This is a genomic window from Undibacterium sp. YM2, assembly GCF_009937975.1.
GTDB lineage: Bacteria > Pseudomonadota > Gammaproteobacteria > Burkholderiales > Burkholderiaceae_D > Undibacterium.
Genome location: NZ_AP018441.1, coordinates 602,550 through 617,466, shown reverse-complemented (window position 1 = coordinate 617,466; position 14,917 = coordinate 602,550). Strand labels below are relative to the sequence as shown.

The following is a 14,917-nucleotide window of genomic DNA, read 5'->3' as shown; positions in this document are numbered from 1 at the left end:
TTTTCCGTGAAACGATTCAGGAAGGACTTGACTACCACGAGCATCTACATCCCTTACGACAACGGCATATATCAATTTGCTCTTGCTGCCCGCACCAATGCGCCTCTTTCATACCGAAATACTACTGACTATTTTTTTGGCGCACATCTCCTCTGTTGGCTTATAGATAACATCATTAGCATCAAGATGCAATTTCATAAATTATCTAATATGCAATTATTTATCAACACAACCCAATGCTACCAATACTTCTTGATTAATGAGTTGGATAGTTCTAAGATTAAGCGTCCCCACTGAGCAACATCAACCAAAGGCGCATCATGGCAACCCGAAAATCATCCTCCACCGCTCACGAAGGCTTGGCAGATCAGGCAAGCTCGTCAGCCAATCTACGCAAATTAAGCCGTGCGCAGGCCAATAATGTGGTGCGCCGCCTGCAAGACAAGCTCAGCCCGGCTGCACGGGAACTGATCGACAAACTATTGCAAAGCCTGGATGATGAAGGTTCAGTCGTGGTCAAAACCCTGCATACGACGCTGTTCCCTATGGCAGAAACCAAGGGTGCCAGTGCACAGCTGTCAAAGCTGTTACGCACCGTTACCGACGCTGCACAGGCGCAAGGCATGTTACTGAGTTTTACCTATGTGGGTGCCAAAGACCAGGGCACGGCCAACCGCAGGCTGTGGTTCACTGGCCCGCCACCAACTGCCATTGCAGAACTGGAGGGGCTGAGCGCCATACCAGAAAACCGCCTCATCACAGGCCAGACTGGCATGCCTGTTGGCGAGGCTCCTGTGGTAGCGCTGATCACCTACAACGAAAACGAGTTTGCCGCAGTGCGCAAGACCTTCTGGACGGGCGACAGCACGCCGCCAGTCACCGACAAACACCATGCCGGTCAAGTGGTCAGCGTCAATGAGTTGGGGCAGCATGGCAATGCGCGCGTGCTTCACTACCATAGCCGCCAGGGTAATAGAGAGTCGCAACGCACTGCCAGTGATTTGCATCAGGCCTACAAGCCCGCAGCCATTATCAGCGTCGGCATTGCCTTTGGTGTTGACGAGCAAAAGCAAAAAGTGGGGGACGTGCTGGTTTCCAAATTCATCGTGGACTATGAGGCAACACGCATCAACAAAAATGGCAGCTTCACGTTGGCCGGTGACCGCCCTCCCGCCTCACGTCGCCTGGTGCGCACGCTTGAAACTCTTGATATTCGCAATAAACATGATCACAGCAAACCTGATTGGCCCACACTGGAATTTGGCGGCATGCTGACCGGCGAAAAACTGGTGGACAACTACGACTATCGCGAAAAACTGAAAGCCATAGCAGGGTCAGGAGGCATCGTCGGTGGCGAAATGGAAGCCGCCGGTGTAGCCAAAGCGCTCGACGGTACAACGGTAGACTGGATAGTTGTTAAAGCCATCTGCGACTTTGCCGATGGCAATAAGGGCGAAGGTAAAGAGAACAAGCAAAAACTTGCAGCAGCCAATGCAGCAATGGTGATCAAGGCCATGCTCGATGACGGACAACTGTATGGTGATATTGCCGAAGATGCAGAACGCCCACATACAGCAACAAACGCCGCCACCGACAAGCTTGCCGCACTGGCTTTGCGCCGTCAGTGCCTTGAACGTGCCCATCTCGACGTCATTGATGACGGCAAGCCACTGGTAAGTGGTCAATATGGCTATCGCGCAGAATTACATGCTTTGGAGGTTGCAGGTCACCAGGGAAGCCAAGAAAATGACCCCAGAAAGGTCGTGGCATTTGATGACATCCTGAGCTGGTTAAGTGAGCCTGAAGAACGCCCCATTTATGCCCTGCTTGGTGAATACGGCATGGGTAAAACCACCACACTACAGCGCGTGACGGCGCACCTGCGGCAGCTGCGCAGCCAGAACATCGACAGCCCAGCGCCGCTGTACTTCGACTTGCGCAAGGTAGACACGTTGCTGGCTGCGAGCGCGTTACATCCTGGCAAGGTACCCACACTGCAAGAGACCATCGGCGACTGCTTGCGCAACGGTTATTTGCAAACCGATGGTGTGCTGCCCACGTATGAAGATGTAGTGGACAGTATGGATAGTGGTGCGCTGGTGATTTTTGACGGACTTGATGAAGTGCTGTCACGCATAGGTGACAAACAAGGCCTGAGTTTTACAGCCAATTTGTTGCGTGTGCTGCCCGAGGCACGTGAGCGGCAAAAAACCAAAACCCAAAGCAAGCCGCCACGTGTGCTGCTGAGCTGTCGCACCCAGTTTTTTCGCTCATTGTCTGAGCAAGACAATCATTTGACCGGGGAACACCGGGGTAGCCAAAATCAAAGCCAATACCGCGCCTTGCTATTACAACCGCTGACAGAACAGCAGATACGCAGCTATATGATGGCAGTATTTCCCAATACCAATATTGAGCAGTTGATGGAGCAGATTGAGGCAGTGCATAACCTGCGTGAGCTGGCCGGACGGCCCTTCACATTAAAACTGGTGGCCGACTTTGTGCCCATGCTGGAACAGTGGCGCGCCCAGGGCAAGCGTGTCACGGGTGCCACCTTATACCGTGAAGTAGCCAAGCAATGGCTGATCCGCGACAAAGAGAAACAGAGTTTTCAACCAGAAGACAAGCTGTTGCTGGCGAGTGCACTGGCAGCGCATTTCTGGCGGAACAAACTCAAAGGCATCACAGCCAGACAATTGGAAAGCTGGCTGGGTCAGTGGCTAGCGCAACAAGGCCCGCATGAAGACTTTCAAACCAAACCGCGTGATTTATTGCAAGAAGATTTGCGCAACTCCACCTTCCTGAAGCGTGTCGATGTGGAGGGCAAAGACAGTCGCTTTGAATTCGCCCATACATCCTTGCAAGAATTCTTCCTGGCAGAGTATTTGTTACAGGCACTGCGCAGTCACAGCGTTAATGCGCGCGAGGACTGGCGCCTGCCCATGGTCAGTGACGAAACCCTGGACTTTCTGGGCCAGTTATTGGCTGAATGGGATCCGGATGCCGACGGGCCAGCCCCCTTGCAAACAATGGCAGCATGGCGCAGCCCTTACCTGGCGCTGGCTAGTGAACTGCAATTGGCCTACGGCTTGCGCGCCCACACTTCAGGCTGGCCCATGCCGCGCCTGGATGGCATGGACCTGCAGGGCGCAGACCTGAGCGACTGGCGCTTTGGCAGTCGCAGTGAAGAGCCCCTACCTAGCAGCCAGACACATCGTCGCCTGAATCTGGCAGGCTGCGACTTCAGCCACGGCAATTTGCGACGCGCCAAGTTCTGGAACGTCGATTTGCGCGCTGCCGTGTTTGATCACAGTAGTTGCGAGCAGGCAGAGGTACTGCATTGTGAATTGGCGAATAGCAGTTGGGCTGACGCAGTGGTGGATGGTATGCAGATGCGACCGCAGGTGGCACCAGAAATCCGGGCGGCTTGGGTGCCGCCTGGCCATCAGATGGAAGAGCAAAGAAAATTAGCCTGGTTACGTGGGCATATATCTGGGGTAAGGTCTTGCGTCTTTTCGTCTGATGCGCATAACCTGCTCTCGGCAGCAAATGACGGCACCATTTACCTGTGGGAGACCACCACCGGCACACTGCTACGGGAGTTTGTTGGACATGCGGATTGGGTGACATCCTGCGCGTTTTCACCTGATGGACATAGCGTGCTCTCGGCTTCACATGACAAGACCCTGCGTCTGTGGGAGACCGCCACCGGCACGCTGCTACGGGAATTTGTTGGACATGCGGATTGGGTAACGTCCTGCGCGTTTTCGCCTGATGGGCATAGCGTACTCTCAGCTTCAGACGACAAGACCCTGCGCCTGTGGGAGACCGCCACTGGCACATTGCTACGAGAGTTTGTCGGACATGCGGATGAGGTGAGGTCCTGCGTGTTTTCGCCTGATGGACATAGTCTGCTCTCGGCTTCAAACGACAAGAACCTGCGTCTGTGGGAGACCGCTACCGGCACGCTGCTACGGGAGTTTGTTGGACATTCGTCTTGGGTGATGTCTTGCGCGTTTTCTCCTGATGGGCATAGCGTACTCTCAGCTTCAAACGACTGCACCCTGCGCCTGTGGGAGACCGCCACCGGCACACTGCTACGAGAATTTGCTGGACATGCGGGTACGGTAATGTCCTGCGTGTTTTCGCCTGATGGGCATCACCTGCTCTCGGCTTCAGCCGACACCACCCTGCGCCTGTGGGAGACCGCCACCGGTACGCTGCTACGGGAGTTTGTTGGACATGCAGATACGGTAACATCCTGCGTGTTTTCGCCTGATGGGCATAGCCTGCTCTCAGCGTCAGACGACAAGACCCTGCGCCTGTGGGAGACCACTACCGGCACGCTGCTATGGGAATTTGTTGGACACGCATATTGGGTGATGTCCTGCGCATTTTCGCCTGATGGGCATCGCCTGCTCTCGGCTTCACATGACAAGACCCTGCGCCTGTGGGAAACCACCACTGGCACGCTGCTACGGGAGTTTGTTGGACATGCGGATACGGTAACATCCTGCGCGTTTTCACCAGATGGGCATAGCGTGCTCTCGGCTTCAGACGACTGCACCCTGCGCCTGTGGGAGAACGCCACCGGGACACTGCTATGGGAGTTTGCTGGACATGCGGATGCGGTAACGTCTTGCGCGTTTTCGCCTGATGGGCATCGCCTGCTCTCGGCTTCACGTGACAAGACCCTGCGTCTGTGGGAGACCGCCACCGGCACGCTGCTGCGAGAGTTTGTTGGACATGCGAATACGGTAACGTCCTGCGCGTTTTCACCAGACGGGCATTACCTGCTCTCGGCTTCAGACGACAAGACCCTGCGCCTGTGGGAGAGCGCTACCGGCACGCTGCTACGAGAGTTTGCTGGACATGTGGATACGGTAACGTCCTGCGTGTTTTCGCCTGATGGACATCATCTGCTCTCGGCTTCACGTGACAAGACCCTGCGTCTGTGGGAGACCGCCACCGGCACGCTGCTACGGGAGTTTGCCGGACATGCGGATTGGGTGTCGTCCTGCGTGTTTTCACCTGATGGACAGCACCTGCTCTCGGCTTCAGACGACAAGACCCTGCGCCTGTGGGAGACCGCCACCGGCACGCTGCTACGGGTGTTTGTCGGACATGCGGACTGGGTGAGGTCTTGCATATTTTCGCCGGATGGACATAGCGTGCTCTCGGTTTCAGACGACAAAACCGTACGCCTGTGGGATGCAGCCACCGGACAAACACTACGCGTCAGTACTATCATGGAAAGCGGTGCCGCTGCCTGGCTTCACGACACTAACACTTTGTTGAACGCCAGTGGAAATGTATGGCGTTATCTGAAATGGCGTGCCATGGATGAAAACAACTGGCCTGTAGTCTGGCAGCTCAGCCCTGAAGAAATGAATGATGAATGATCTTGATCAGCAAAAGCGGGGAGCAGCAAATGCTTAATGTTGCTCCCGGCGCCGACCTTGCCAAGCTGAGCGAGGATATTCAACATCAATCAATAATGCGCAGAAATCAAGAACAGCCAAATCCTGTTTGAACTTTTAAAGTAATGAATTGATTTAATTCAGCTTTACCATTTTGCATGATCAAGAAAAAATAATGATGTATCTTTACATGCAACATTTTTCTGCAGAAAATCCATATGGCACAGAGAAGTAAGCGGCCTGATTCGGACAGCAAACAAGGGCCATGTGGTGGAAATGGCGTTTTCCAGGGAATATGCGCAAGCCAGAGGCACTGAACGCTGGCCTGGCCTGTCTTGGTCCTGTGTTACACAGCAGAGCAGTTCAGGTGCTATTGGTGTGGCAGATGAAATCCTGTTCTCTTGAATCACAGCGACATCGCGCATACGCTGGCGTACAATAATGAAAAGCGCTCGCAAGCTTGTCTCTGGCTAAAATCAAGCCTGATGCGACGCTAATAAATATAAAAACGGAGGCAATACGTGACTTGCTTCGCATTGAGTATCAAAAGCGCAGGGTGGCTTATTCTGCTCACGGCCTCTTTGTTATTTTTTGCCGGGCCTGCCAGCGCACAGAGCTTGATCAGGACAGCGGCGCAAGAAGCGTCTGCCCCTAAATTCATCGCTATAGTACAAGACGGCAAACCTGCTGTTGGCGGTATATGTGTCGATATCATGCGGGCCATAGAAGCGGTGGAACCTGGCATCAAGTTTGTCGGCGATCAAAACTGGTTGCCACTGGTCCGTATCACTTCTGGCCCCATGGATGCCATTTGCGGCTTGCTGCATACCAAAGAACGCGCCCTCCTCTTTGACTATGTCGAGACCCCCATATTCTCGGTCAATTACCTGCTGGCAGTGCGGGCTGATGACGACGTCCAGGTGACTAGCTGGGATGACATACGCAAACTGGGCAAGGACGGCATCATCCTGTCCATGCACAACTATGCCATCAATGATCGTTTGAGAGACCTGGGTGGCTTGCACGTAGATTCCAGCGCAGTCTCGTCCAAGTCCAATCTGAACAAACTGCTTGCCCGCAGGGGCCGCTTTTATTGTCACCGCTCGCCCGGCATTGTGGCCGACATACGGCAAGCTGGACTGGAAGGCCAGATCAAGCTGCTACCCAAATTGATGCTCAAAGATGAGTTCCATATGCTGTTGTCAAAAACTTTAGCGCCTGAAGATGCAAAGAAATTGAAAGCCGCAATCGCCTTGCTTGAGCGTCAAGGTACATTGGCAAAATTATTTGAAAAGTATCAGGAGTGAGGCTTTGCCTGGGCTCGCCCGAATAAGCAGGCTTATTTAGTTGCTTCCTTAGCTATCTACGCATGATGGTCTGCACCTACATGCGCCATCATCTGGCCCGCGATCATTCCTGCGCATTACAAAAACCCTAATACCACTATCGCAAATCGCCATGGCTGGTCTGATCATTGCCCGGCAAAAGCAGGGCACACGTTGTTTACCTGATTCTTATTTCCATTGCATCTTGTTGCCTGTCAATTAAGTGGTATCTAAGTGGCGAGATAAAAACAAAACCAGTTGACGTCCAAATTCAAGGCCTACATGCTTGAATCCTGAGCGCTTGTCTGCAGCAAGGGCAAGCGTATCAAGAATGTATCTGGGGGAATAAACACATTTTCTGAATTCACAAAATCACGGGGGAGACGGCAGTGGAAAATACGACTTTAAGAAACCTGATTCAAAACATGCTGGTGTGCGCAACGAGCGGTAGTTTGCTGGTTGCGTGCGGTGGTGGCAGTGGTAGTGCAGCAGGCAACGGGCAGGCAATCACGCCGCCACAGGCTCCGCCAGCAGTGGCTTCTACAGCATGCTATGCGGCCTGGGATGCAGCAACGGCCTACAACGGCGGTGCCCTGGTCAGCACCGGTGGCAATAATTATGTGGCAAACTGGTGGACGCAAAATGAAAACCCCACGACCAATAGCGGCGCGTCTGGAAGCGGTAAACCCTGGACAGGCAAAGGGGCTTGTGATGCCACACCAACGCCCACACCGACTCCTACGCCAACCCCAACGCCCACACCAACCCCGACACCTACGCCGACACCTACGCCGACACCTACGCCGACTCCTACACCAACTCCAACGCCGAGTTGTTCTGCTTATGTCGCCGGCACCCAATACGCCGCTGGAAAAGTGGTCAGCAATGCGGGTGGCTTTTATCGTTGTGATGTAGCGGGCTGGTGTTCAACCGGTGCATCTGCTTACGAGCCTGGTGTAGGCTGGGCCTGGACTAGCGCGTGGACATCAGTCACATCAAGTGCCTGCCCCACACCTACGCCAACACCTACCCCAACGCCCACTCCGACACCAACACCGACGCCTACCCCACACCAACTCCAACGCCCACGCCAACACCGACTCCCACACCAGTCCCTGGCCTGGCCAAGCATGCACTGGTCGGTTACTGGCACAACTTTACGAACCCGAGCGGTAATACCTATCCTATCGCGCAAGTCAGCAATGACTGGGATGTGATCGTCGTTTCGTTTGGTGACAACGCAGGCGGTGGCAATGTGAGCTTTACGCTGGACCCTGGCGCCGGTAGCGAAGCGCAATTTATTGCAGACATCAAGACCAAGCAGGCGCAAGGCAAAAAAGTCGTACTGTCACTCGGTGGCCAGAATGGTTCAGTCTCGGTAGGCTCTGATGCAGAGGCGACCAATTTTGCCAACAGTCTGTACGGCATCATCAGTAAATATGGTTTTGATGGTATTGATCTTGATCTTGAAAACGGCGTGGCGCAGGGTGCCGCTATCCAGACTTACCTGCCGGTCGCTGTCAAAAAACTGAAAGCCAAAGTCGGGGCAAGCTTCTACCTGTCGATGGCACCGGAATGGGTATATGTGGAAGGTGGCTTTACTTCTTACGGCTCAATCTGGGGTGCATATATCCCCATCATCAACGCGCTGCGCGATGAGTTGACTATCCTGCATCCACAGTATTACAACAATGGCGATATCTACACGCCTTACCAGTCTGCGCCACTCAGGGCAGGCTCGGCAGATCAATTGGTGGGCACGGCAAAAATGCTGATCGAGGGCTTTACCTATGGCGGTAATACCTTTGCCGGTCTGCGTCCTGACCAGGTTGCTTTTGGTGTGCCGTCTGGCCGTAGTTCAGCCAATTCCGGTTTTACCACTTCGGCAGATGTCAGCAATGCGCTGAACTGTTTAACCAAGTTGCTGAACTGCGGCACCATCGTCCCCAAACAAGCCTACCCTGGCTTCAGAGGGGTCATGACCTGGTCTATCAACTGGGATAAACATGACGGCTACAACTTCTCGGCGCCGACCAAGGCTGTCTTGAAAACCTTGCCTTGATGTAGAAATGCCTTGCCTGTCAGATGACAGGCAAGGCATGGATAACCGATACAAAAAAACTGCGCTCCGGCATACGCCGCAAGTGCTTTTTCTTCTTATGAAAGACTGTTGATCAAAAGTCGTGATTGGCCGGGTAATTACTGAAGAAGTCATTATCCCAGAGAAAATTTGTCGCAGCGATGGTGACAGAAATATCCAGTGATTCCACAAAATGCCACCAGCCCACAGGCAGGAATAATATCTCGCCTGGCTCCAATACACATTCCAGCACAGGCACATCCCGCATCTGGGGGAAGCGTGTCAGGTCGATGTTGCGGCCATCGACAGGCGTAAAGCAATGACGCTCATTTTGCAGTTTGGCGAGGTGGCATGGCGCGATGAGTTTCACGCGCTTGCGTCCCATGATCTGCATCATGAAATTATTGGTCAGGTCATGGTGGAAAGGCGTAATCGTGCCCGCCGGGCCAAACCAGAAAAAGCCCTGCTTGCCCTGATCGGTCTTCAGATATTCGGGCAATGAAGGCACGTCTTCCCACAGTTCATTGAGTGCCTTGCGGTTGCTGGAATCGTTATTCGCGGTCATGTACGTGTCATTGCTATGGCCGCTTTTTTCCACGAGATCGACATACTCACCAAAGCGCATCTGGCGTTTGTGGGCGATGCTGTTCATTTCATAATTGGCGTCGCTATTGCGGCCAAATTGCACTTCTACCTGGCGTTCAGAAAAATGCTCACGGAACCAGGTCAGGTTCCAGCGGCTGCGCGCCGGGCAATCATCGAGCATGCCGGTAATAATGACGGGGCGGTTTTTCTGGTAATAGTCATGCAAAAACTGTTCACCAGATAACTGCTGTTTGCGCTCCAGCATCATCGGTTCTATCTGATCGAGTTTGGCATTGATGGCCAATACCCAGTCACGCTTGTCGAGGCGGTTTTTGAGCCTTTGCACGCCTTGAAAATAGGGACTGGATAAAGCTGCACTGATTTCCAGTCGTGCTGTGTGCAGGCTGAAAGAATTTTTTTGCAAGACATTTTCCAGTGTTGCCGGATGCGCGCCGAGCAGCAGATTTTCTGCGATCCAGCGACGCCATTCATCGCTCATGGGCTGGGCTGTTTGCTTTATTGGCGCATGCAAACCAAGTTGTGCATTCATGTACTTTCCTCTCGCTGAAAAAACTGCGGATGTGATGGTATTGTTCATCACACCCGCAGCCCTACACTATTAATGGACTATACCATTCCACTAATCAGGCTTATCGCCCTTTCCAGACTTCGCTACCCAGGGTACCGCTGGCATCGCCGTCAAGCTCCCAGGTAAATGCGCCACGCAGGTTCTGGTCACGCACATACTTCATTTTAATGGCAATGACAGTAGGGTCATCATAACTCCACCATTCGCCATTATTGGTCAACAACATCAGTTGCTTGGTCACCGGATGCAGGGTGCGCGTACCGGCCTTGTTTTTCAAGACCTTGTAGTCTTCTATCCCTGCTTCATAAGTAGCCGGTGCTGACCCACCAGTCGCCTGGTACAGCCCGTTTCCATTTGGCCCGGCACTGACGCCTTTCCAGCCACGCCCGTAGAATGGAATGCCCAGCAAGATTTTATTGCGTGGCATACCAGCCGTGACCAGGGCCTGTATGGCATCGTCACTATTGTACTTGGCCAGCACACCCGTGGATGGGTCTGCAGGGTCATGGTACAGCGGTGAATGGAAGTTGGTGGTGTTTTCCCAACCACCATGGAAGTCATAGGTCATGACATTCACCCAATCCATGTACTGGCTATACAAGGCAGGCTCGGTCTGGGCGATTTTTTCAGTGCCCGCGCCTATCGCTGCAGTCAGCGCATAACGCTTGTTGTCGAGAGCCCCTTGCGCATCGAGTTGCGCACGGAATTCTGCCATCAACAAAGTGAAGTTATGTTTGTCGTTGACAGCATCAAAAGTGTTATACGGCTGCCCGCCACCGCCTGGGTATTCCCAGTCGATGTCGATACCATCAAACACACCTTTGGCTGCACCAGGACCACCGCGGCCATCCTGCACCGGCAAATCACCTGCAATGAATTGCTTGACGCAAGACTTCGCGAGTTGCTTGCGCAGGGCATCCGTCTTTGCTGCGGCAGAGAAGAACTTCGACCATGTCCAGCCACCGAGTGAGATGAACACCTTGAGGTTAGGATGTGCCGCCTTCAGCAATTTCAGTTGCGCAAAATTGCCGGTGAGCTTGGCGTCCCAGGGTATGGTTTTGCCATCGACGGTGCGTGCTGGCTGACGCTGGTAATCGGCAAAGGCATCACCGCCAGTACCCGCATCTGCTGGTGCCGGAACGTTATTGCCAGTCTCTGCCTTGGTCACCATGTCGCATTCATAGCCACCATTTTTGGCATACACATTGCCGAAGGCATAGTTAATGAAGGTCAATTGATCAGCGACGCTGGTCTGCACACCATTGACGGGTGTCTGCGTGGTGTGGATATCTGCCACTTCATAGCCACGACCATACACACCCCATTGGGCAAAGTAGGAACCAACTTCGCGGCCACCGACTGGCGTTGGCGTTGGTGTTGGTGTTGGTGTTGGTGTTGGTGTTGGTGTTGGTGTCGGTGTCGGCGTCGGCGTCGGCGTCGGGGTTGGAGTAGGTGTCGGTGTTGGCGTTGGGCAGGCACTGACAGTCACCGCAGTCCAGGCGCTGGTCCAGGCCCAGCCTACACCGGGTTCATAAGCAGAAGCACCGGTAGAACACCAGCCCGCGACATCGCAACGATAATAGCCGCCGGCATTGCTGACGACACTGCCCGCCAGATAACTGGTTCCCGCCACATAAGGCGCGCATCCTGGTGTAGGCGTAGGAGTGGGCGTCGGTGTCGGAGTGGGCGTAGGTGTAGGTGTCGGAGTTGGAGTCGGCGTGGGCGTGGGCGTTGGAGTCGGTGTTGGCGTGACCGCGCTGACTTCCCATGGTCCCCACTGTTCTGTGCCCGGCACATTCCCCTGCGTCCACCATTTGGCTTTATAGGTTACGCCCTGATAAGTTACGCAATTGCCCTGGGTATAAACCTGAGTACTGCTCCAGACTGCACAACTGCTGGGCACCTCTGCGGGCGGCATTGCCATGTGCGCACCGGCTTTGGGTGTGTCTGTCAAACTACTGGTGTTGCCTCCTCCACCGCAGGCTGCCAGCATACCGCCGACCAGACTGAGCATGAGGTGATTAATGCGAATTCCAGTTCTATGTCTCATCCTATTCCCCCTGAACTGTTGATAGATAAATGCCCCGGTTTTGTGGGGTCATTTTCGTCGTTCCTGTTTCATTTTGAGCAGAAACTGAGGCAACGATGTTGCTTAAATATCAGGCGGTCAAGTGGTTTTTTTGGAAACAAAATATTGTTACAAAGTAAGAGTCCAATTCAGCGCATCGGGCTTTGGAAAGTAAAAACTGTGGGGCGTAAGGATAAAAACAGGTAAGGCAGTTCAGATACCATAACAATACCAATAGTTACAATTAGTTGAAGTGGTATTATCACTAAATACAGGGTATTGGTTAAAAAATTTACCACGATGCTGGAGTCAACTATCAGATAGCTGCCAGCCGCCCTCCGGCAAAGACCAGGCCTGACCACATCGCCAGTACCAGCAGGATTTCTGGCATGTAGCTCCGCACAGATGCGCGTCGCACCAGCATCACCATGGCCGCCAACATGGGCAAGAGCAAGCACGCTTCCATGATCAGGTTGCGCCAGAAAGCATAACTGACCAGCCCGGTATGTGAGGCCCCTGGCAACAACATCAAGGGCAGGGAAAACTCAGTTGTTACAAAGGGCCACAACAAAGGCAAAGCCCGTCCTACCAGCATATCAAGCAAGAGATGCGAGCATGCCGCCAGCAGCAATATCCAGAAACCCGGCATGGCAGGCGATTGCCGTCCGACGCGGCGAACAAGGTAACAAGCAACTGCGCCTGTCAGCAGGCAAAACAACAGCGAATGCGTGAAACGCTGTTCATAGCGCAGATGAAAAAACCAGATACCAAAATAATCAAAGTCAGGTGCAATCGCCAGCAAAACCGGCAAAGCCATACTGACATGCAGCCGTGGCCGCCGATCGCTGCGGCAAAAATACAGCGTCAGGCCAGTAGCGACATGAGCCAGCAAAGAAGACATCGGTGAACGTGGCCAAATGGCAGCGAATAAAGATGCGCCAGCTTAGCCTTGCAGTGTGAAGTGTCTGTGCGGCGAAGATGAAGTAGCTGAAAAATTTTATGCGCAGAATGTGTTGTGACATTTACATGATACAGTCATTGTATTATTGCAATAAACAATAAACTTAATAATAAATTTATTAACCAACTAATCTGAATAAAATGATGCCCGCTCACTTCATTAACGCAGCAAGCAGACTGACACACATCGCATTCATGGCAGGAGCGTTTCTGCTACCGGCCACCAATATCCTGGCATCGGAAAACACCGGGGCTGTCGTTCAATGGGGAATAAGTGCGGCAGAAAATGAGCAATTGGGTATTCGTGCGCATCAGGAAACCCGCTACCAGATTGCATTGCAGTACTTTCAAAAAGCTTACGAAATAGACCCATCGATGGGCAGTGCCGCATACGGCGCTGCCGCGTCAGCAAGCAAATTGAAGCAGACTGATCTGGCCTTTACCTGGTTGCAAAACGCATACAGGGTCAAATATTTCAACATTAGACAACTCAAGAATAATAAGGATTTCGATGTTTTGCACCAGGATCCGCGATGGGATAAGCTGATTATGCAATTCGAAACAGCTTCCAAAAAAGAGGCTGAATTTTGGAACGGTAGTACCTGGAAAACACCCTATAAAGAATCATTGACAGAAGATGAACGCGTCGCTGGTTTATCCAGGGTATGGTCAGAAATAAAATATAACTTTGTCTTTGTCGAAAAACTTCAAGACATCAATTGGGATGGTTTGTATTTGCAGTATTTACCAAAAATTCGGGCAGCAAAAACAAATCTTGAATATTACCAATTACTTTCGGAAATGGTCGCCTTATTACAGGATGGGCATACCAATGTTTATCCTTCTCAACAAGAGTATGACAAATACCAAACCAAACCACTTATTTACATCGAGCTAATGGAAGGCAAGGTCATAGTAAGGTGGGTAGGTGATTCTGAACTGCAACAAGCAGGATTAAAGCGTGGACATGAGATAGTCAGTGTAAATGGCATGCCGGCGCAGGAGTACTCAGAAAAAGTCCTGGCTCCTTATATTTCTTCAGGCACCAGACAGGATAAAGATGTTCGCATATATCAATATGAATTTCTGCAGGGACCAATCAGCGAAAAAATAGCCTTTGCAGCACGGGATGAAAACGGTGTAGTGAAACACTATTCGGCAAAGCGAGTCAGTAATGAAGAAAGAAGCAACGCGATTGGAGGATCATGGTACACATTCAAGATGCTGGAAGGTGGCATTGCCCATGTATGGATGACCACATTTGAGAGCACCGAAGTCACAGAACTTTTTCTGAAGGACTTTCCAGAAATTTCAAAAGCAAAAGCCCTCATTCTGGATGTGCGCCGCAATGGTGGCGGCAATGCCCATGTCGGCTACGATATATTGAAAACGCTGGGCATGGATGTATTTCCAACTTCAAAAGCGACCATACGCAATTACCGTTCCATTGATCGCTCTCAACACAATAGCAATCCAGAATACACCTACCCGGTATACAAGGTCACACCAGATGCGAACCATCAATTCAAGGGCCCGGTCGTGGTGTTAACTTCAGGACAAACCTTCTCTGCTGCTGAGGATTTTGTCGTTGCATTCAGAAACATGAAACGTGGGCTGATCATCGGTGGAGCAACCGCTGGCAGCACAGGGTCGCCAATCAGTTTTAACCTGCCAGGAGGCGGCTCAGGCAGGGTCTGCGTCAAAAATGACACCTTCCCTGACGGCACAGAATTTGTCGGCAAAGGTATTGTGCCAGATATTAAAGTTGCACAAACCGTGGCAGACTTCAGAAATCGGGTTGATACAGTTTTGAATGCGGCAATCTCAGCACTGAATCAGCAATTGAAATAAACGGACAAACAAAGCGTTATTTCTGGCAGCGACCGCATG

Annotated in this window: 9 protein-coding genes; 6 read left to right on the top strand and 3 right to left on the bottom strand. The window is 52.4% G+C overall.

Annotated features, from left to right (window positions below; all coding sequences use genetic code 11):
• Positions 1-320: 320 nt before the first annotated feature.
• From UNDYM_RS02900 to UNDYM_RS02885, 5 genes are all read left to right on the top strand, one after another.
• On the top strand, positions 321-5,402 hold the full coding sequence (locus tag UNDYM_RS02900) for an NACHT domain-containing protein (protein ID WP_162039689.1): 5,082 nt from the start codon (positions 321-323) through the stop codon (positions 5,400-5,402).
• Positions 5,399-5,533: a hypothetical protein gene (locus tag UNDYM_RS31005; protein WP_255456520.1), complete on the top strand. Its 135-nt coding sequence runs from the start codon at positions 5,399-5,401 to the stop codon at positions 5,531-5,533. Before UNDYM_RS02900 ends, UNDYM_RS31005 begins: the two co-directional genes overlap by 4 nt.
• A 408-nt stretch (positions 5,534-5,941) precedes the next feature.
• A complete protein-coding gene (locus UNDYM_RS02895; RefSeq protein WP_162039688.1) occupies positions 5,942-6,727 on the top strand; it encodes an ABC transporter substrate-binding protein in 786 nt (261 codons plus the stop codon).
• A 407-nt stretch (positions 6,728-7,134) separates the two neighbouring features.
• Complete coding sequence (locus UNDYM_RS30395; RefSeq protein ID WP_232064347.1) at positions 7,135-7,962, top strand: carbohydrate-binding protein; 828 nt, start codon at positions 7,135-7,137, stop codon at positions 7,960-7,962.
• Positions 7,866-8,807, top strand: coding sequence for a chitinase (locus UNDYM_RS02885; protein WP_232064335.1), 942 nt, complete (start codon positions 7,866-7,868; stop codon positions 8,805-8,807). Before UNDYM_RS30395 ends, UNDYM_RS02885 begins: the two co-directional genes overlap by 97 nt.
• A gap of 112 nt (positions 8,808-8,919) precedes the next feature.
• Here UNDYM_RS02885 and UNDYM_RS02880 read toward each other — a convergent pair whose 3' ends face one another.
• The 3 genes from UNDYM_RS02880 to UNDYM_RS02870 form a co-directional block, all read right to left on the bottom strand.
• A complete protein-coding gene (locus tag UNDYM_RS02880) occupies positions 8,920-9,960 on the bottom strand; it encodes a cupin-like domain-containing protein (RefSeq protein WP_174244916.1) in 1,041 nt (346 codons plus the stop codon).
• Positions 9,961-10,060: 100 nt separating this feature from the next.
• Positions 10,061-12,049 (bottom strand): glycosyl hydrolase family 18 protein, encoded by a 1,989-nt coding sequence (locus UNDYM_RS30390; protein ID WP_304941423.1) that lies wholly within the window; start codon positions 12,047-12,049, stop codon positions 10,061-10,063.
• Between the two features lie 334 nt (positions 12,050-12,383).
• Positions 12,384-12,968 carry a metal-dependent hydrolase gene (locus UNDYM_RS02870; protein ID WP_162039687.1) on the bottom strand — a complete coding sequence of 195 codons (585 nt, stop codon included), beginning with the start codon at positions 12,966-12,968 and terminating at the stop codon, positions 12,384-12,386.
• A gap of 200 nt (positions 12,969-13,168) precedes the next feature.
• On the opposite strand from UNDYM_RS02870, the gene UNDYM_RS02865 reads away from it, so the two are divergent.
• Entirely contained in the window at positions 13,169-14,878 is a 1,710-nt protein-coding gene (locus tag UNDYM_RS02865) for a S41 family peptidase (protein ID WP_162039686.1), read from the top strand.
• The last annotated feature ends 39 nt before the right edge of the window (positions 14,879-14,917 follow it).